General features: G+C 42.2%; 16 protein-coding genes, 1 tRNA gene, 1 pseudogene, 1 riboswitch and 1 other annotated feature (1 of these 20 only partly in view). Of the genes and pseudogenes, 17 read left to right on the top strand and 1 reads right to left on the bottom strand.

What is annotated here, in order from left to right:
- The first annotated feature begins 38 nt into the window (after positions 1–38).
- The 5 genes from DER53_RS00950 to DER53_RS00930 all read left to right on the top strand — a co-directional run bounded on the left by DER53_RS00950 (position 39) and on the right by DER53_RS00930 (position 6,647).
- The gene (locus DER53_RS00950) at positions 39–797 is read left to right on the top strand and encodes a hypothetical protein (RefSeq protein ID WP_062753119.1); all 759 of its coding nucleotides are present in this window, start codon (positions 39–41) and stop codon (positions 795–797) included.
- Between the two features lie 28 nt (positions 798–825).
- Entirely contained in the window at positions 826–1,752 is a 927-nt protein-coding gene (locus DER53_RS00945; protein ID WP_015864717.1) for an FTR1 family iron permease, read from the top strand.
- A 77-nt stretch (positions 1,753–1,829) separates the two neighbouring features.
- A complete protein-coding gene (locus DER53_RS00940; RefSeq protein WP_062753236.1) occupies positions 1,830–3,269 on the top strand; it encodes a hypothetical protein in 1,440 nt (479 codons plus the stop codon).
- Positions 3,270–3,287: 18 nt separating this feature from the next.
- The gene (gene uvrC, locus DER53_RS00935; protein WP_062753117.1) at positions 3,288–5,060 is read left to right on the top strand and encodes an excinuclease ABC subunit UvrC; all 1,773 of its coding nucleotides are present in this window, start codon (positions 3,288–3,290) and stop codon (positions 5,058–5,060) included.
- A gap of 69 nt (positions 5,061–5,129) precedes the next feature.
- A riboswitch (Lysine riboswitch) is annotated at positions 5,130–5,310 on the top strand.
- 113 nt (positions 5,311–5,423) lie between these two features.
- Positions 5,424–6,647: an aspartate kinase gene (locus DER53_RS00930; RefSeq protein ID WP_062753115.1), complete on the top strand. Its 1,224-nt coding sequence runs from the start codon at positions 5,424–5,426 to the stop codon at positions 6,645–6,647.
- A 29-nt stretch (positions 6,648–6,676) separates the two neighbouring features.
- On the opposite strand, the gene DER53_RS00925 is transcribed toward DER53_RS00930, so the two are convergent.
- Entirely contained in the window at positions 6,677–7,132 is a 456-nt protein-coding gene (locus DER53_RS00925; protein WP_062753113.1) for a YslB family protein, read from the bottom strand.
- A 274-nt stretch (positions 7,133–7,406) separates the two neighbouring features.
- Here DER53_RS00925 and DER53_RS00920 point away from each other — a divergent pair, with 274 nt between their 5' ends.
- The 12 genes and pseudogenes from DER53_RS00920 to ilvE all read left to right on the top strand — a co-directional run bounded on the left by DER53_RS00920 (position 7,407) and on the right by ilvE (position 17,626).
- Positions 7,407–8,015 carry a succinate dehydrogenase cytochrome b558 subunit gene (locus DER53_RS00920; RefSeq protein ID WP_062753111.1) on the top strand — a complete coding sequence of 203 codons (609 nt, stop codon included), beginning with the start codon at positions 7,407–7,409 and terminating at the stop codon, positions 8,013–8,015.
- Positions 8,016–8,050: 35 nt separating this feature from the next.
- Positions 8,051–9,808, top strand: a complete 1,758-nt coding sequence (gene sdhA, locus DER53_RS00915) for a succinate dehydrogenase flavoprotein subunit (RefSeq protein ID WP_015864711.1) — start codon at positions 8,051–8,053, stop codon at positions 9,806–9,808.
- Positions 9,809–9,811: 3 nt separating this feature from the next.
- Positions 9,812–10,573: a succinate dehydrogenase iron-sulfur subunit gene (sdhB, locus tag DER53_RS00910; RefSeq protein ID WP_015864710.1), complete on the top strand. Its 762-nt coding sequence runs from the start codon at positions 9,812–9,814 to the stop codon at positions 10,571–10,573.
- A 316-nt stretch (positions 10,574–10,889) separates the two neighbouring features.
- Positions 10,890–11,114, top strand: coding sequence for a helix-turn-helix domain-containing protein (locus DER53_RS00905; protein ID WP_003248783.1), 225 nt, complete (start codon positions 10,890–10,892; stop codon positions 11,112–11,114).
- Between the two features lie 222 nt (positions 11,115–11,336).
- A pseudogene (locus DER53_RS00900) lies at positions 11,337–11,817 on the top strand (MarR family winged helix-turn-helix transcriptional regulator).
- Positions 11,772–12,566: a glutamate racemase gene (racE, locus tag DER53_RS00895; RefSeq protein WP_062677864.1), complete on the top strand. Its 795-nt coding sequence runs from the start codon at positions 11,772–11,774 to the stop codon at positions 12,564–12,566. The pseudogene DER53_RS00900 and the gene racE overlap by 46 nt, the downstream one beginning before the upstream one ends.
- 103 nt (positions 12,567–12,669) lie before the next feature.
- Positions 12,670–13,746, top strand: coding sequence for a GerMN domain-containing protein (locus DER53_RS00890; RefSeq protein WP_015864707.1), 1,077 nt, complete (start codon positions 12,670–12,672; stop codon positions 13,744–13,746).
- Between the two features lie 125 nt (positions 13,747–13,871).
- Positions 13,872–14,639 carry a ribonuclease PH gene (rph, locus tag DER53_RS00885; RefSeq protein WP_062753109.1) on the top strand — a complete coding sequence of 256 codons (768 nt, stop codon included), beginning with the start codon at positions 13,872–13,874 and terminating at the stop codon, positions 14,637–14,639.
- Positions 14,639–15,244: an XTP/dITP diphosphatase gene (locus DER53_RS00880; RefSeq protein WP_062677865.1), complete on the top strand. Its 606-nt coding sequence runs from the start codon at positions 14,639–14,641 to the stop codon at positions 15,242–15,244. Before rph ends, DER53_RS00880 begins: the two co-directional genes overlap by 1 nt.
- Before the next feature lie 6 nt (positions 15,245–15,250).
- Positions 15,251–15,760, top strand: coding sequence for a metallophosphoesterase family protein (locus DER53_RS00875; protein ID WP_062677866.1), 510 nt, complete (start codon positions 15,251–15,253; stop codon positions 15,758–15,760).
- A gap of 631 nt (positions 15,761–16,391) precedes the next feature.
- A tRNA-Arg gene (locus DER53_RS00870) sits at positions 16,392–16,465 on the top strand.
- A gap of 261 nt (positions 16,466–16,726) precedes the next feature.
- Positions 16,727–17,626 (top strand): branched-chain-amino-acid transaminase, encoded by a 900-nt coding sequence (ilvE, locus tag DER53_RS00865; protein ID WP_015864703.1) that lies wholly within the window; start codon positions 16,727–16,729, stop codon positions 17,624–17,626.
- 23 nt (positions 17,627–17,649) lie between these two features.
- Positions 17,650–17,827: a binding site (T-box leader), on the top strand (it continues 92 nt past the right edge of the window).

The following is a 17,827-nucleotide window of genomic DNA, read 5'->3' as shown; positions in this document are numbered from 1 at the left end:
ATAATCATTATCATTGATGATGTAGGAGGAGATTGATAATGAGGCGATTTTGTTTGTTTTTTTCTCTAGCGATGATATTCATTCTCAATAGTGTTCCGATTTCTGCTTTTGCGTACTCCTATGGCGACCCGAATGAAGAAAAAGTAGCAGAAGTTTATAAACAAATGTCGGAAAAGTTAAACGAACAGCCGCCAAACTTTGCGGAGGCGCGCAAAATTTTCGAAACGGTCAAAGAGGAAATTGATATGCATATGGGAACGGAGCCTTCACAAGCAGTATTATCGGCGCTTGATAAAAAGGATAAAAAAGCTGTTTTAAAAAATATGGAAAAAATTCTTGTTTTAAATGTTGCACGCCGGTTGGAAAATATCGAGAAAAATTTTGAGCAATATGATACGAGCAAACGGTTATTAGCGAAGGCATTTGCTACATACGAAGCGCTTTCTCCAATCGTGCAGGCGAAAGACGCAGCCCTTGACAAGCAGTTGAGGGATGAATTTGATAAGGCGCTGCAGTCGTTAGGAAACCCTGGATTGTTTGGTGTCGGCGAAAAGAAAGCGAACAAGGAACAATTTAAGAAAAGCAAGGACATGATTTTAACGTCATTGCAAAAGCAATTTGGGTTGAAAAGTTTGAAGGTGGGACATTTTTCGGAAAGTGAAACGGAAAAGCCGCAAGAAGTAGAGAAAAAAGAATGGACGGATTTATCTGAATTAAAAAACTGGATTCCGATTGCAATTCTTATTGTGGTGATTGCTGGGGTTGTTGTGTATTCATGGCGCCGCAAGCGGGCGTGACGGATGGAAACAAAGGGGGAGACATGCGATGGAAGTTCAAGCGCTGTTGATTACATTTCGCGAGGCGCTCGAGGCGCTGTTGATTGTCGGAATTATTACGTCTTATTTAAAGCGCGTCAACCATCAAGAATATACGAAGTACGTTTGGCTTGGAGCAGGATTGGCGGTTTTAGCAAGCTTTGGGGTTGCGATTCTTTTCCAAGTCGTGCTCACTGGATTTGCCGCGATGGGAAGCGAAATGTACTTAAAGATCGGCATTATGTTTGTTTCGGCGATTTTGCTGACACAAATGGTCTTTTGGATGGCCGAGCATAGCCGCAATATGAAAAAAAGCATCGAAGGAAAGATGGATCAATTTATTACGACCGGCAATGTCGTTGGAATGGTTATTCATTCGTTTTTAGTTGTGCTCCGTGAAGGTGTCGAAACGGTCTTTTTCTTTGCCGCGATTACCCATGGAAACATCGGTGCGGCGATGAAAGGATGGGGAGCGGTGACAGGAATTGCGATTGCGGCGATCGTCAGCTACCTTTTCTTCAAAGGAACGATGCGCATTCCGCTGAAGACGTTCTTTAAAGTAACCGGAGCGTTCATCGTATTGATTGCCGCGGGACTATTAGTCCAAGGCATTTCCATGCTCCAGGATTTAAATATCATCGGCAGCGTGATGCCGCATGTATATGATTTAACATGGCTGCTTCCAGAACATCCGATTGATTATGAACATTATCTCCGCGATCATGGCGTCGCACCTGTCTTTTCAGGAGAAGTTGGCGTGTTTTTAAAAGCGCTCTTCGGCTATTCGTCCATGCCATCCATTGAAGAAATCATCGCCTATATTGGATATTTTGTCGTGATTTATTTATTAGTTACAAGCCGCAACACAAATAAGAAAAATGTGGAGCAATCCACAACCGTCCAAGCGCTTGAACCAAAAACGAAAAAGGTAATGTAAAAAGTACAAGGCTTAGCCTTGTGCTTTTTCGTCTTTTTTGCCAAATATGTGCCATGTAGAAAAAGGGGAGAAAGATGCTGAAGCATTTTCTAGGAAATAATCGACTTTTGTCATATTTCAGTTTAGTCATTTTATTATGTTTGTTTTTCGTAGAAATCTATTATGCAAGCCCTTATGCGTCAACATGGGATCAAGTCGATTTTGCATTGGCGTTAGACCGTTATGATTTATTGGCCATGCAGCCGCATTTTCCGGGCTATCCATATTTCGTGTTGGGCGGCATGTTTATTCGTACATTTGTTGACAATCCGGCGAAAGCGCTATCCGTCTTTAATATCGTTGCATTGTTTTCGGCAACGATTCCGATCGTTCTCCTGTTAAAAAAGCATTTCTCGACTTCCATGTCATTGTTCATTAGCACGCTCCTCCAGTCGGCAAGCTATATCATGGTGATTGTGGGCCAGCCGATGTCGGACGGCGCGGCGCTGGCGGTGCTGTGGTGGTATTTTTGGTCCATCGAATTGGCAAGAAAGCGAGATGCATGGTGGATACAGCTACTTCCGCTTGCCTTGTTTAGCTTGTTAATGGGAATCCGTTTGTCGTATGCTCCATTTGCGGTGGCGATTTTGTTTTTATGGTACGAAGATTGGAAAAAACATCGCAGTGCCTTTCGAATCGGCTGTTTTTTGACTTCCGCTGCCTTTTTTCAATTTATTTGGATTGCTGCGGTCGCGGCGACGGAAGGAAGTTTCCAATCCTTTTTCAAACTGGCTCTTTCATTTACGAGCGGCCATTTCAAGGAATGGGGGGGAACGGCGGTAAGCGACGGGCAGCCGTTATGGGAGCGAATGATTTACTTTTTCTTTTATAATATTTTATGGACAGGGATAGCAAGCCAAAACGTGATCTTGCTTTTTTTGTATATGGTTGTATGGACAGCGATATGGAAGTCAAGGAAGTCCACGTTCCCGCGCTGGCTTCTTATTTCTGGATTCGTTTATTTTCTTTGGGGGTTATTTGCGCAAAATATCGAAAAACCGCGCCATATTCTCCCGCTTGTTCATCTTGTTTTGTTGTACGGATGGATTTGCTTTCTCCGCAATCATATGTCTATGTACCGATGGAGCATAGCGCTGGCAGTGTTAGCCGCACAACTCGCAACGGGAATATGGCATATGCGCGAACAAGCATTACAGTTGCCAGCAACCTATCAATTAGCGTATGATTTACAAAATAGTAAAGAGAAATTTGTTCTGTATACATGGGAAGAAACACGCGTGCTGCAATACCTCGATGTGGACTTTCCGCATAAAGACGTGCTGCATTTTTCATTTTTTTTACAAGACAAGAAGAACTATCGACATGTTAAAATTTATATGACAGATCATGTGGTCAAAGGCTTTCAAGCGAAAGGGATTTCCCTTTCACGCCATGTGCGGAAAGTGAAAACATATCGTTCCAGCACACTCGCAGATCCAGTGTACGGAAACATTACGCTGTATGAATGGATGAATTAATTTGATGGAGTGATTATGATGCATGATCACTTAAAAGAAAAATTAGCTGTGCTCCCGGAGCAGCCGGGATGTTATTTGATGAAAGATAAAAACGGTACGGTCATATACGTCGGCAAAGCAAAAGTGCTGAAAAACCGCGTGCGTTCGTATTTCACCGGAACGCATGACGGAAAAACGCTGCGGCTTGTCAACGAAATTGCCGATTTTGAATATATTGTCACTTCTTCGAACATCGAAGCGCTCATTTTGGAAATGAACTTAATTAAAAAGTACGATCCAAAATATAACGTGATGCTTAAGGATGACAAAAGCTATCCGTTTATAAAAATTACCGCGGAGAAGCATCCTCGCCTAATCATTACGCGAAAAGTGAAAAAAGACGGTGGAAAATATTTCGGGCCGTATCCGCATGTACAGGCGGCAAACGAAACGAAGAAACTGTTAGACCGCATTTATCCGTTGCGCAAATGCTCGACCATGCCGAACCGTGTTTGTTTATATTATCATATGGGACAATGTCTTGCACCGTGCGTGCATCCGGTGTCCGAACAACAAAATAAAGAAATCGTTGAACAAATCGTCCGCTTTTTAAACGGCGGGTATAAAGAAGTAAAAGAAGAGCTTGCAGAAAAGATGATGAAAGCAGCCGAAGCGCTCGAATTCGAACGGGCAAAAGAATACCGTGATCAAATTGCCCATATTGAAGCAACGATGGAAAAGCAGAAGATGACCATGAACGATTTCGTTGATCGCGATGTGTTCGGTTATGCCTATGACAAAGGATGGATGTGCGTACAAGTATTTTTCATTCGTCAAGGAAAGTTGATCGAGCGCGATGTATCGATGTTTCCGATGTATCAAGACCCAGATGAGGAATTGCTGACGTTTTTAGGACAGTTTTATACCAAAGCGAACCACTTTAAGCCGAAAGAGGTCATTTTGCCTGCTGACATTGACGGCGAACTTGCCGAGCAGCTGCTGGAAGTAAAGGTTGTTCAGCCGAAAAAAGGAAAGAAAAAAGAACTGGTTGATTTAGCAAGCAAAAATGCGGCAATTGCTTTGAAAGAAAAATTTTACTTAATTGAGCGGGATGAAGAACGAACGATCAAAGCTGTGGAAAACTTAGGAAAAATATTAGGAATTCCGACCCCGCATCGCATTGAGGCGTTTGACAATTCCAATATTCATGGCGCGGATCCTGTTTCAGCCATGGTAGTTTTTATCGATGGAAAACCGGAGAAAAAAGAGTACCGCAAATATAAAGTCAAAACCGTAGAGGGACCGGATGACTATGAATCGATGCGCGAGGTGGTAAGAAGACGTTATACTCGCGTGCTCAAAGAAGGCCTCCCACTTCCCGATTTGATTATTATTGACGGAGGAAAAGGGCATTTAGCTGCGGTAAGGGATGTGCTTGAAAACGAATTAGGACTTGATATTCCGCTCGCTGGGCTTGCCAAAGACGACAAGCATCGCACATCCGAGTTAATCATGGGGGATCCGCCGCAAGTTGTTCCATTAGAAAGAAACAGCCAAGAGTTTTATTTATTGCAGCGCATCCAAGACGAAGTGCATCGGTTTGCGGTTGCCTTTCACCGGCAAACGCGTGGAAAAACGATGTTTCATTCTGTACTAGATGACATCCCCGGCGTTGGGGAAAAGCGAAAAAAAGCGTTATTAAAGCATTTCGGATCCATTAAAAACATGAAAGAAGCAACGGTAGAAGAATTGCAAAAAGCAAACATTCCGCGCTCTGTTGCTGAAAAAATTTATAAGAAATTGCGAGAATAATATTGTCAACAATACGAAAGTTTGATATGATTGCAATAAATTTCATATTTATACACTTCCAAACGCCGAAGTGAAGATAGAGGTGCGAACTTCAAGAGTACACATTCGGAGGAAAATGAGTTCCGATGATGAGTGTGGAAAGGGGAGCGTCGCCGAAGTGGAAAAAGTCTCATTGCTTTTTCCGCTGGTCCTGCGTTTAAGAAATGTAGGACTGTCAAGATGTGATTCATCTTGGAGAGCTATCTCACTGTGCGGGGCGAATTCGCTTTTTTCGCTTTCGTGATGCACAGCAATGAGATTTCTCTCATTGCTGTTTTTATTTGCAAACAAATAAGCGATATTCATGGTAAAGGGTGAGACGAATTGGGAATCATTGTACAAAAGTTTGGCGGAACGTCTGTTGGTTCCATCGAAAGAATTCAACATGTGGCGAATCGGGTCATTGAGGAAGCCCAAAAAGGAAATGAAGTTGTCGTTGTTGTTTCGGCAATGGGAAAAACGACTGATGAGCTTGTCAACTTAGCGAATCAAATTTCCAATCATCCTAGCAAACGGGAAATGGATATGCTTCTTTCGACAGGGGAACAAGTGAGCATCGCGCTTTTGGCAATGGCGCTTCACGAAAAAGGATATAAAGCTGTTTCATTGACAGGATGGCAAGCGGGAATTATGACGGAAGAAATGCACGGCAATGCCCGAATTATGAACATGGATACGACGAGAATCCACCGCCACCTTGATGAAGGGGCAATTGTGATCGTTGCGGGGTTTCAAGGAGTAACGGAAACAGGGGAAATCACCACGCTCGGCCGCGGCGGTTCCGATACAACAGCGGTGGCGCTAGCGGCAGCATTAAAAGCGGATAAATGCGATATTTATACAGACGTAACCGGCGTGTTTACAACAGACCCGCGTTATGTGAAAACAGCAAGAAAAATAAAAGAGATCTCCTATGATGAAATGCTTGAGTTGGCCAATTTAGGGGCAGGAGTATTGCATCCGCGCGCCGTGGAATTTGCGAAAAACTACGAAGTGCCGCTGGAAGTGCGTTCAAGCATGGAAAACGAAAGAGGAACGATGGTAAAGGAGGAAGTTTCAATGGAGCAGCATTTAATCGTACGAGGAATCGCGTTTGAAGATCAAGTAACGAGAGTAACGGTGGATGGAATCGAAAATAGTTTATATACATTGCCGACCATTTTTACGGCTCTTGCGAACCGTGGCATCAATGTAGATATTATTATTCAAAGCGCGGCAAATTCCGAAACAACGTCTGTTTCTTTTTCGATTCGCACGGAAGATCTGCAAGAAACGCTCCAAGTATTACAATCGTTAAAAGGAGCAAATGTGCAATATGAAACTGGTTTAGCAAAAGTATCGATTGTCGGCTCCGGTATGATTTCTAATCCGGGAGTAGCTGCGCAAATGTTTGAAGCGCTAGCGAATCAAGGCATTGAAATAAAAATGGTCAGCACGTCAGAAATTAAAATTTCCACGGTCATTGACGAAAAATATATGGTTTCGGCCGTCGAGGCGCTTCACGAAGCATTCGGGCTTGCCGAAGAAACCGTAGCGGTGCGCTCATAAAAATGACAAAAGCCTGCGTTCGCAGGCTCTTAGCTATTTATTTCATCTTTGCGATCCCATTTAATGGTGATTAACACTTTATTAGCACGTTTCTTTTGTTGTTCGAACGCTTCGGCAACGCGGCGTTTTTGATGCTCAATTTGTTGGGCTAGAAATCCTGCTTCCAACTGAAATGTACAATTTTCGTGAAGAGCAAATCGCGCGGCGATGATCGGACCTGTCAACTCAACGTGAAGCTCATCGCTGCGTTCTTCGACAATGGAAAGCGTTCCCCATCCAGCTTTTTCAAAAAACGTGATGATATCGGATATCGTTTCTAGCGGATAATGGCGCGCCAAGCTTTTACCAGCCCAGTATAAAATGCTTGCTGTTTCTTTTCCGAGCAATTCAGGAAGAAGAATTTGCCGAATCAGTTCAGAGCCAAATGCGGAAATATGAATGTTTTCTAATGCTTTATATTGTTCTTCTAGCGATGGTAGTTTCACATGCTTCCCCTCTTTCTATCTACTCTAACATTATAGCGAAATGGAGGGGAGCATGCATTATCTTTCTTATGATTGGATGTTGTTTAAATATTCAAATGTTTGAACATTTTATGACTTTGTTTTCTTGACGCTTGTACAATGTGAGAGTACAATGAATGTGACAAAATGATTATGGTAATGGAAGCAATTACATTCTATGAATCATTACCTTTTCATTTTTGTGGATGGGGAGCGCATTAATTTTTCATCGTTATTATTCAAAGGGGGTTTACATATGGCAGGAAATCGCGAATTTTATTACCGTCGGCTCCATTCGCTGTTAGGAGTCATTCCAGTAGGGATCTTTTTAGTACAACATTTAGTCGTAAACCATTTTGCGACAAAAGGTCCGGAAGCGTTTAACCGTGCTGCTTCCTTTATGGAGAATTTACCATTTCGCTATTTTTTAGAAATATTCGTCATTTTCCTTCCACTGTTGTTCCATGCCATTTATGGACTTTATATTGCTTTTACGGCGAAAAATAATGTCGGCCGTTACGGATATTTCCGCAATTGGATGTTTATGCTGCAGCGATTAACGGGAATTTTTACGTTAATTTTTGTGACATGGCATGTGTGGGAAACACGTGTTCAAGCCGCTCTTGGTGCGGAAGTAAACTATGAAATGATGGCGAATATCGTCGATAATCCGGCTATGCTTGCATTTTATATTGTCGGAATTTTATCAACAGTATTCCATTTTGCGAATGGTTTATGGTCATTCTGTGTAAGTTGGGGTATAACGGTATCTCCTCGTTCACAACAAGTTTTCACCTATGTGACAATGCTTATTTTTGTCGCGCTTTCCATCGTCGGCATTCGTGCCATTTTGGCATTCGCTTAATCTACAACTAGCAATCTTTTAGGGAGTGAGTAGCAATGAAAAAAGGAAAAATCATAGTAGTTGGTGGCGGTCTAGCTGGTCTAATGGCAACGATTAAAATCGCGGAAGCAGGCGTACCTGTAGAATTGTTCTCGCTCGTACCTGTTAAGCGGTCTCACTCTGTCTGTGCACAAGGTGGGATTAACGGTGCGGTAAATACGAAAGGGGAAGGCGATTCTCCTTGGGAACATTTCGACGATACCGTATATGGCGGTGACTTTTTAGCGAACCAGCCTCCGGTAAAAGCGATGTGTGAGGCAGCGCCAAGCATCATTTATATGCTTGACCGCATGGGAGTCATGTTCAACCGTACTCCTGAAGGGTTGCTTGATTTCCGCCGCTTCGGTGGAACGCAGCATCACCGTACTGCATACGCAGGGGCAACGACAGGCCAGCAGATATTATATGCGCTTGATGAACAAGTGCGCCGCCATGAAGTGGCTGGACTTGTCACAAAATATGAAGGATGGGAGTTTTTAGGCGTTGTTTTAGATGATGAACAAATTTGCCGAGGAATCGTTGCGCAAGATTTAAAAACAATGGAAATTAAAGCGTTTCCTGCGGACGCGGTCATTATGGCGACAGGCGGACCAGGAGTCATTTTTGGAAAATCGACGAACTCGATCATCAACACAGGTTCAGCAGCGTCTATCGTCTATCAACAAGGCGCGTACTATGCAAACGGGGAATTTATCCAAATTCACCCGACGGCGATTCCGGGAGACGATAAACTGCGTCTCATGAGTGAGTCAGCCCGAGGGGAAGGCGGAAGAGTCTGGACATATAAAGACGGAAAACCTTGGTATTTCCTTGAAGAAAAATATCCGGCTTACGGAAACCTTGTTCCTCGTGATATCGCGGCTCGTGAAATTTTCCACGTTTGCGTTGATTTGAAGCTCGGCATCAACGGCGAAAACATGGTATACCTTGATCTTTCTCATAAAGATCCGAAAGAACTAGATATCAAACTTGGCGGTATTATTGAAATTTACGAGAAATTTATGGGCGAAGACCCTCGCAAAGTGCCGATGAAAGTATTCCCAGCTGTTCACTATTCGATGGGCGGCTTATGGGTTGATTATGATCAAATGACAAACATTAAAGGATTGTTTGCCGCTGGCGAATGTGATTACTCGATCCATGGCGCAAACCGTCTAGGAGCTAACTCCTTATTATCAGCGATTTACGGCGGCATGGTTGCTGGACCAAATGCGGTTAGATACATTCGCGGTTTGGAAAAATCGGCAGACGCAATGCCATCATCGTTGTACGACCGCTATGTGAAACAAGAAGAAGAGCGTTGGAACAACATCTTGTCCATGGATGGAACAGAAAACGCGTATGTGCTTCATAAAGAGTTGGGTGAATGGATGACAGCGAACGTTACAATCGTTCGTTACAACGATAAGTTGTTGAAAACAGATGAGAAAATCCAGGAATTGTTGGAACGCTATAAAAACATCAGTGTTACAGACACGTCGAAATGGAGCAACCAAGGCGCAACATTTATTCGTCAGTTATATAATATGCTTCAACTAGCGCGGGTAATTACGCTAGGCGCTTACAACCGCAACGAAAGCCGTGGTGCACACTATAAACCGGAGTTTCCAGAGCGCAATGACGAAGAGTGGCTCAAAACAACGATGGCACGCTATACCCCAGATGGACCGGCATTCCACTACGAAGATGTCGATGTATCGTTGATTAAGCCACGCAAACGCGACTACACGAAAAAGAAAGAGGAAGTGAAATAAACGATGAGCGAGAAAAAAACGGTTCGATTCATTATAACACGTCAAGATCGTCCTGATTCTGCGCCATACGAAGAAGAATTTGAAATTCCATATCGTCCGAATATGAACGTCATTTCTGCGCTGATGGAAATTCGCCGTAATCCGGTTAACGCGAAAGGGCAAAAAACAACCCCAGTTGTATGGGAAATGAACTGTTTGGAAGAAGTATGCGGCGCTTGCTCGATGGTTATTAACGGCAAACCGCGTCAAGCATGCACAGCATTAATTGATAAATTAGAACAGCCAATTCGTTTGGAACCAATGCGTACGTTCCCGGTAGTTCGCGACTTGCAAGTAGACCGCAGCCGTATGTTTGACTCGTTGAAAAAAGTAAAAGCATGGATCCCAATCGATGGAACGTATGACTTAGGTCCTGGTCCGCGTATGCCAGAACGAAAACGCCAATGGGCATACGAGCTTTCAAAATGTATGACATGCGGTGTATGTTTAGAAGCATGTCCAAACGTCAACAGCAAATCGAATTTCATCGGTCCAGCACCGCTTTCCCAAGTACGTCTATTTAATGCGCATCCAACAGGCGCGATGCATAAAGCGGAGCGGATGAAAGCGATTATGGGTGATGGCGGTTTAGCGAACTGTGGTAACTCGCAAAACTGTGTGCAATCTTGTCCAAAAGGAATTCCGTTAACCACTTCGATCGCTGCGCTAAACCGTGAAGCGACGATTCAAATGTTCCGCAACTTCTTCGGAAGTGACGAAGTATAATGATGAAAATCCTCTTCATGGCTTTCATGAAGAGGATTTTTATTAGGGGGATATGTAATGAAGCAGATTGATTACATTGATCAATGGGAACAATGGGAAAAGTCGTTTACCTTCTTTCAAAAAGCGTTCCTTGGAGCGATGAGATGAGACAAATGCTCCAACAGTCCCAAGCAACGGCAATTGTTTAGAAAAAATACCTATTTTTCTATTAGATAAGCGAAATTCCGTCACCGTAACCCCTTCTTTCACATACTATATGGTGAATAATACCCATCCGGTAGTTCAGGTCTAGTGAAAGCAAGGAGGGTTACAATACTTGAAGGATAAATCATTTCAACCAAAGCCGTTGCTAACGAAAAGAGAGAGAGAGGTATTTGAATTATTAGTTCAAGATAAGACGACGAAAGAAATTGCCAGAGAACTGTTTATTAGTGAAAAAACGGTTCGCAACCACATTTCGAACGCAATGCAAAAACTTGGGGTAAAGGGGCGATCCCAAGCAGTTATTGAATTGCTTCGAATGGGAGAACTTGAACTATAAGAAATGCCGGCTCACCTTATTTTAAGGTAGCCGGTTTGTTATATTTTAAAGATGAAATTTAGTTTTAAAAATAAAAACGATTTACTCATTGATTATGTGGCAAAGTGGAGTAAAATGGAATATATCAAACATTGTCGAATAAAATAAAAAGTTGTATTTTTTTGTTGCATTTTTGTAGAAAAACATTAAAAATAATAAATGCACCGTTGTAGAGGAGATTGTATGTCTTTTGTTGAAAAGACTGTTGCAGAGCTAGATCGATATATTGCCGCAAATTTAAAACAACGAGACCGTGAAATTTTAGCGTAGTATCCAATCACACCGCCGCAATTCGCCACACTAAAATAGCTATTGGAAGAAGAGGACTTGACGTTCGACGAATTATTGAACAAAATGTATCTGGCATGTAGCACAACATATTTAGTAGACAGAATGGAAAAATACGGGCTCGTTGCTAGAGTAAAAGATCGGCACGACTGACGAGTTGTACGCATTCGTCTTCTCGAAAAAGGGAAACGAATGGTCGAAGAAGTGATAAAAAGCGTCAACATGATTTGGTACAAGTGTTGCAAAATTTTTCTAATCAAGAAATTGTCTTTTTAGAAAATACTTACGAAAACTACATCAAGAAATGAAAAAAAGAATGAGGCGGATCAATTGGAAAGAGCAATTGGTGTTATTGACTCAGGAGTTGGTGGATTAACTGTTGCAAAAGAAATTATGCGACAGTTACCAAAAGAACGGATTGTTTATCTTGGGGATACAGCTCGTTGCCCATATGGGCCACGCCCTAAAGAGGAAATTCGTCAATTTACATGGGAAATGACGAATTATTTATTGCGGTATAATATTAAAATGCTTGTTATTGCTTGTAATACGGCAACAGCTGTCGTATTAGACGAAATTCGGGAACAGCTCGATATTCCGGTATTAGGAGTGATACATCCTGGAGCTCGCGCGGCGTTAAAAGCGACGAAAAACGGGCATATCGGTGTGATTGGTACAATTGGTACAGTAAAAAGCGGTGCGTATGAAAAGGCGCTAAAATCCATTAACCATCGAGTTCGTGTAGAAAGTTTAGCATGTCCAAAGTTTGTCCCGCTTGTAGAGAGCGGAAACTTCGAAGGAGAGGAAGCGAGAAAGATAGTCGCTGAATCGCTTGAACCGTTTAAATCGAGCAATATGGATGTCCTTATTTTAGGATGCACTCACTATCCTTTGTTAAGTCCTCTTATTAAAGAATATATGGGAAAACGCGTAAAACTAATTTGTTCCGGTGATGAAACCGCACGTGAAGTTAGTGCGATTTTGCATCATAGCCATCTTCTTTATACAGGGCAACGAGAGGCTGAACATTTATTCTTTACGACAGGATCAAAGGAGCTATTCCAAAAAATTGCTTCCAAATGGTTTGGAAAGCCAATTGAAAATGTTCAAACGATTGAATTATAAAAAAATCCTTTAGCGTAAAAGCTAAAGGATTTTTTTATTCTATTTTCAAAAAAGGCTCGTATACATAGATAGTAGTACAAACTATGAGTAGGAGGGAAAATTCATGTTTCATCGAGGAACGTGGAAACTAGCTGCATCCGTTGTTACATCGCTGTTATTACTTAGTGGTTGTGGGTTATTTGGAAAGGATGAAGCTGTTAAAGAAATTGACCCGCCACAGGATGTGAGCTATTTAAAAGATGGGCAATCATTACAAGAAACAACTGGAAAACAAGGGGGAGAAAAAGACGAGAAAAAAGCAACCGAAACAGTAAAACGCGAGCTTTACTTAATTGATAAAAATGGATTTGTCGTGCCGCAGACCGTAGAACTGCCGAAGACAGATGCTGTGGCAAAGCAAGTGCTCGAATATTTGGTGGAAGATGGCCCTGTTTCGGAATTGTTGCCAAACGGGTTTCGCGCTGTATTGCCAGCAGATACAAGGGTATTAGGAGTGAAGCTGGAGAAAGATGGCACCATTATTGCTGATTTCTCACCAGAATTTGCAAATTATAAACCAGAAGATGAAAAGAGAATTTTGCAAGCCATTACATGGACGCTGACACAGTTTGATAATGTGAAAAGAGTAAAAATTCGCATTAACGGTTATGATCAAGATGTCATGCCAGTCAATAAAACACCTATTCAAGACGGTGTCAGCCGCGCTGATGGAATTAATATTGATGCCAAAGGTGTTGCGGATATTACAAATACTCACCCAGTTACCGTTTATTTTGTCGCGCAACAAGGAAACGATACGTACTACGTTCCAGTAACGCGCCGCGTGTCTAATAAAGAAAAAGATGATATTGTCGCTGCGGTTAACGAATTAATTAAAGGACCAAGCTATGGCAGCGGTCTTGTAAGTGAGTTTCAGCCAGATACTCAGTTAGTTGGAAAACCAAAATATGAAGATGGAAAAGTGACATTAAACTTTAACGAAGCCATTTACGGCAGCAATAAGAAAAATGTCATTTCGGATCATGTATTAAATTCTCTTGTTCTCTCACTAACGGAGCAAAAGGGAATCGAGAGTGTCTCTATTATGGTAAATGGAAAAGCAAATCTTGTTAGAGAAGATGGAAAACCGTTATCCGAACCAGTGGCAAGACCAGAAAAAGTGAATACAGAAAGCTTTTAAGCGATTATTTTCAAAAATGACAATGCAACAACAGAGTAGCTAGCAGTTTGATGCGATATTATGATATAAAAAAGAGGTAGACGGTGTGCTACCTCTTTCTGTTTATGTAAAGGAGGATTTTTATTATGAGGATAGATGGCAGAGAAAACAAACAGCTGCGTCCTGTACATATGGAGAAACATTTTATTAAACATGCAGAAGGGTCGGTATTCATTACAGTTGGTGATACGAAAGTGATTTGCACAGCAAGCATCGATGACAAAGTGCCGCCGTTTATGCGTGGCGGCGGAAAAGGATGGATTACTGCGGAATATTCGATGCTGCCGAGAGCGACAGAACAGCGAAATGTGAGGGAATCTAGCAAAGGAAAATTATCAGGGCGAACAATGGAAATCCAACGTCTTATCGGAAGAGCGCTTCGTTCTGTCGTTAATTTGGACAAGTTAGGCGAGAAGACGGTATGGATTGATTGTGATGTGATTCAAGCGGACGGAGGAACGCGGACAGCGTCGATTACAGGAGCGTATGTAGCGATGGTGTTAGCATTCGCGAAATTGATGGAAGAAAAGAAACTCGATGAACTTCCTGTGAATGATTTTCTAGCTGCTACATCTGTTGGGATCGATCCAGAACACGGAATTATTCTTGATTTAAACTATGCGGAAGACGCGCGGGCAGAAGTCGATATGAACATTGTGATGACAGGAGCTGGCCGCTTTGTGGAAATTCAAGGAACAGGAGAAGAAGCGACATTTTCGCGAGAACAATTAAATGAATTGCTAGATACAGCAGAAGTAGGGATTCGACAGCTTATCGACATTCAACGGAAAACGTTAGGAGAACTTGCAATGCAAATTGATATAAAGAGAAGCGAGGAAAGTGGGGATACATGATGAAACAAGTCATTATCGCGACGAAAAACGTCGGAAAGGCGCGAGAGTTTCAAGAACTCCTTGAAAAAAAAGGAATAGAAGTAAAATCGCTTCTAGATTTTCCGAATTGCCCAGATGTTGAGGAAACGGGAAGCACGTTTGCTGAAAACGCGGTATTAAAAGCGGAAGCGATGGCCCATTATTTTCATGCGATCGTGATCGCCGACGACTCCGGCCTATCGATTGACGCTTTAGATGGAAGACCAGGTGTATATTCCGCCCGATACGCTGGAGAAGAAAAGAACGATCAAAAAAACATTGCCAAAGTATTGGAAGAGTTGAAAGGAGTTCCTTTTGAAAAGCGAACGGCGCGTTTCCATTGCGCGCTTGCTGTCGCGGCTCCAGGGCGCCGCACAACCGTCGTTGAGGGAACGTGTGAAGGATACATTACAGAAGTGCCAAAGGGTGAAAACGGATTTGGGTATGATCCAATTTTTTACGTTCCGCAAAAAGGAAAAACGATGGCGGAATTATCCAAAGAAGAGAAAAATCAAATCAGCCATCGAGCAAAAGCGTTAGCGAAATTAGAAAAGCAGTGGGATGAAATCATTAACGATAAGGAGTAAAGAAACATGAAAGTGTTAATTGTTAGTGATAGCCATGGATTAACGAATGAACTAGAAGAAATCGTGGCGCGTCATCATCATGAAGCAAATGCGCTGATTCATTGCGGAGATTCTGAATTGCCTTTTGATCAAAAAGAAATTGCCCGTTTTTTGGTAGTGCGCGGAAATTGTGATTTCACCACGCAATTTCCTAATGAACGAACCGAAGAAATTGAAGGGGTTCGCTTTTTCATTACTCACGGTCACCTCTATAATGTGAAAACGTCGCTAATGAATCTTTACTATCGTGCGAAAGAAGTAGAGGCAAAAGTGGTATGTTTTGGTCATTCTCATATCGCTGGTGCTGAGATGATCGACGGTATTTTATTTATTAATCCGGGAAGCATTTTGTTGCCGAGAGCGCGGAAAGAAAAAACATACGCATTATTGCAAATAGAAGACGGAAAAGCAACGGTTCAATTTTACGAACTCGATGGAAAAGAAGTGGCATCACTTACGAAAACATTTACCCTATGAGCGAGATTTTTCTCGCTCTTTTTTATCTTGACTTTATCGAAAAGCTTTTCTATAATATAGACTGTCTTTGGAAAACGAGCAACACTTCCATGAATCGACTGCGAGTTGTCTCGACGCACTAAGCTTCCTTGAATCAGCTGGTAGAGGAAGAGACAGGATATCAAGGATGAAAATGTGAAATTGAATAGTGTGAAATACATGTCCCAGTAGCTCAGCGACGAGCCACACTTCCATGAAACAGCTGCGAGTTGTCTCGACGCACTAAGCTTCCTTGAATCAGCTGGTAGAGGAAGAGACAGGATATCAAGGATGAAAATGTGAAATTGAATAGTGTGAAATACATGTCCCAGTAGCTCAGCGACGAGCCACACTTCCATGAATCGACTGCGAGTTGTCTCGACGCACTAAGCTTCCTTGAATCAGCTGGTAGAGGAAGAGACAGGATATCAAGGATGAAAATGTGAAATTAATATAGTGTGAAATACATGTCCCAGTAGCTCAGCGACGAGCCATACTTCCATGAAACAGCTGCGAGTTGTCTCGACGCACTAGGCTTCCTTGAATCAGCTGGTAGAGGAAGAGACAGGATATCAAGGATGAAAATGTGAAATTAATATAGTGTGAAATACATGTCCCAGTAGCTCAGCTGGATAGAGCAGCGGCCTTCTAAGCCGTCGGTCGGGAGTTCGAATCTCTCCTGGGACGCTAAAACCTCCTTTTCCACAACGGAAAAGGAGGTTTTTTTATTGGGCAACGAAAAAATTTTTTTAACATGAAAATTCATTGATTCTATCAATATGTAAGCGTATACAAATAGTTTAATCAATCTAAATATTCAAAAAATAGTATTGACTCTCTTTTGTTTTAGGATTATTATAATTTTCAAATAAATCAAACGCATGAACAATAACAGCAATGATCAATACAAACGAGAGACTGTACTTACCAGGGAAGAGGGGAACAAAATTGAGTGAACAATGGATTTTTTTAAACGGTGAATTTGTGACAAAAGAAAATGCGAAAATCTCGGTATACGATCATGGTTTTTTATACGGCGATGGCGTATTTGAAGGGATTCGTGTCTATAGCGGCAACGTGTTTCGATTAAAAGAGCATATAGATCGTCTCTACAATTCAGCAAAATCGATTTTATTAACGATTCCTTATACAAAAGAAGAGATGACAAATTATGTTATTGAAACGATACGAAAAAATCAATATCAAGATGCATATATTCGTCTTGTTGTTTCACGCGGAGTCGGCGATTTAGGGCTTGATCCGTATAAGTGCAAAAAGCCGCAAGTCGTTATTATTGTTGAGCCGTTAGCGCTTTTTCCAAAACATTTATATGAAACTGGAATTGAAGTGGTAACGGTTGCCACTCGAAGAAATCGTTCTGATGTCCTTAGCCCAAAAGTAAAGTCACTCAACTATTTAAATAACGTTCTTGTCAAAATTGAGGCACATCTCGCTAACGTAAGCGAGGCGTTGATTTTAAATGATCAAGGATATGTAGCCGAAGGATCGGGAGATAACGTCTTTATTATTAAAGACGAGGTAATATATACACCGCCTGGATATGTAGGAGCGCTGGAAGGAATTACGCGTCAAGCTATTATCGAAATTGCTCAAGAACTTGGGTATGTCGTAAAAGAAGAGCCGTTTACGCGCCACGATGTTTATGTTGCCGATGAAGTTTTTTTAACTGGAACAGCTGCTGAAGTGATTGCAGTGGTGAAGGTGGATGGACGCGTGATCGGTGAAGGCGTGCCAGGAAAGCATACAAAACGGCTGCTTGAAGAGTTTAGACGCCGTGTTGTTTCTGAAGGAGTAAAAGTATATCAAACCAACGCAAGTGTTAGATAATGCACAATGAAAGTTTTATATATGTGAAAGCGTTGACGAGGATAAGTAGTCAGCGGGGACAGCATCCACAGAGAGCCGGGGGAGCTGGGAACCGGTGATGCTGCCGCTTGACGAACTCACCTCTGAGCGCCAGCCTGAACGTCATATGGCTAGTAGGGTTGGACGGGTGGAGAACAATTGCTTCACTCGTTACTAAAAAGA

The organism is Parageobacillus toebii NBRC 107807, from assembly GCF_003688615.2.
Taxonomy (GTDB): Bacteria; Bacillota; Bacilli; order Bacillales; family Anoxybacillaceae; genus Parageobacillus_B; species Parageobacillus_B toebii.
The sequence above is the reverse complement of the archived record's forward strand: the minus strand, read 5'-3'. Positions and strand labels throughout refer to the sequence as shown.